The sequence below is a fragment of the Nonomuraea sp. NPDC050153 genome, assembly GCF_044460125.1.
Classification (GTDB): Bacteria; Actinomycetota; Actinomycetes; order Streptosporangiales; family Streptosporangiaceae; genus Nonomuraea.
The window spans coordinates 1-1895 of the sequence record NZ_JBITJQ010000091.1 but is presented as its reverse complement, the minus strand read 5'-3'; the positions used below and the strand labels follow the sequence as shown (position 1 = coordinate 1895).

At 67.3% G+C, this 1895-nt stretch carries 1 protein-coding gene; it reads right to left on the bottom strand.

What is annotated here, in order from left to right:
* Nucleotides 1–21: 21 nt before the first annotated feature.
* Nucleotides 22–1770 (bottom strand): IS1182 family transposase, encoded by a 1749-nt coding sequence (locus ACIBQ1_RS61805; protein ID WP_397292879.1) that lies wholly within the window; start codon nucleotides 1768–1770, stop codon nucleotides 22–24.
* Between the last annotated feature and the right edge of the window lie 125 nt (nucleotides 1771–1895).

Below are 1895 nucleotides of genomic sequence, written 5' to 3'. Positions count from 1 at the left end.
GACCCTGCTGGTTAACTCGTCTCAGGCCGCGAGAGCGAGTTCTGCCAGTTCGAGGCGGGCAAGGTGGCTGGTGCGGGTCCGGTCGAGCGGGTTCCCGTTCCACCAGGCGTCCAGGCGGATGAGGTTGAGCGCCACGGCGGAGAAGACGTGTTCGAGGTGGACTTTCGCCAGTCCTCGGTAGCGGGCTCGGCGGACTCCGGTGACCGCGACGGCCTGGCGCATGGTGCCCTCGACTCCGGCGCGGAGCTTGTACTTGTCCTGCCAGTCCCTGCTGGTCTGATCCACGCGGGCCTGGTCAAGGGCTTCTTGAAGTGGACGGGAGCGGATGGTGAGCTGGCGTCCGCCCTTCTTGGCCGAGGTGCACAAGGAGCGAACCGGACACGGCCGGCAGATCTCGCCGCTGAACTTGACCACGATCGCCTCGGTGTCGCGTTGGGTGCACCGGCTCCACGAGGAACTCGCCCGCCCTTGCGGGCAGATGACCTGCTCGGCGTCCCAGTCGATGGTGAACGCCGAACGGTCGTAGCCGACGGCGGCGCGGGCCTGCGATGAGTGATCAAGAAGGACCGGGGTGATGAGCGCGATTCCGAACCTCGTGCGGGCATCGACGAGGAGTTCCGCGGACGGATAACCGGAATCGAGATAGTGCTCGCCGGGCAGCAGCCCACGTGCCGCGAGCATCTGATGGATCTTCCCGGTCATCTGGTTGTCGGGCACGGTCGCGTCCGTGGTGGCGATGTTCGTGATCAGGTTGGGCGGCACCATGTTCGTGCCGCTCGTGTCACCGTTCATGCCGTTCGTGTCAGCGGGGGTGTGGCAGGTCTCGCTGATGTGCAGCTTGTATCCGTTCCAGAACATGTCGTCACCCTTGGCCGCCCACCGGGCGTCGACATCGTAGGGGGAGGTCAGCCGCACTCTGCCCGGCGGCAGTCCCTCTCCGCCGTCTTCGAGGGGCCGCCGCCGCTGGACCACCTCCCGCCCCTTCCGATCGGTGACACGCACATAGTTCTGGATCAACATGACCCGCAGCGCCTGCACCGCGGGCAGATTCCGTAACCAGGCCGGGGAGAACGATGCATACACCGCCTCCACCAGCGCATAGCCGTCCGCGCCGTAGGCACGCGCCAGCTCGGCGCGTTTGGTCTCCGCGGCCGGCAGCCGCCAGGAGTCGACGCGGGCGCGGTAGCGCTCAGCCCATCCAGGCAGCTCCAGGACCCGGCTCGTCCAGCCGGGGTCGGCGACCGAGATCTCCTCCAACGCCGCGCGCACACATTCCCCGGCCAACTCCAGCCGGTTCAGATCCCGGACCGCGCTGATCACGTGGGTGGAGTCGGTACGCATCCTGCCACCCGCCCCGATCAGGCCTTTCTCCACCAGCTTGGCCAGCAGCAGGTCCAGCGCCTTCTCCTCCAGGCCGTGGGCGATGACCCGAGTCCGGAACTCACTCAGCACACTGGCGTCGAAACCGGGATCATCCAACGCCAGCCCGAGCGCGTACTTCCAGCTCAAGTCCGCTCGCACGGCGTCGGCTGCCTGCCGGTCGGTGAGGTTGTCCACCCGCTGCAACACCGTGATCAACGCCAGCCGGCCCGGTGACCAGCCTGGCTTGCCCTCGGTCCCAAACGCTGCGGCGAACTCCTCGTCGGCGAACAACTCGCCCAGCTCATCCCGCACCCGGACGGGAAGTGGCGGCTGCCGCTTGCCGCGATACATCGACCGGATCGCTGCCGCGATCATCGGGTCCGGTTCCGGCCAGGACCGGGGCTGCATCGACACAGACCACTCCATCCACGACCGGGAGCAGGGGGAAGCCGGCCGCGCACTGCATGATCCCGGACGTCAAAGACTCAGGTCACGAACCTACAGCCGCGAGTCGCGAGTTAACCAGCAGGATC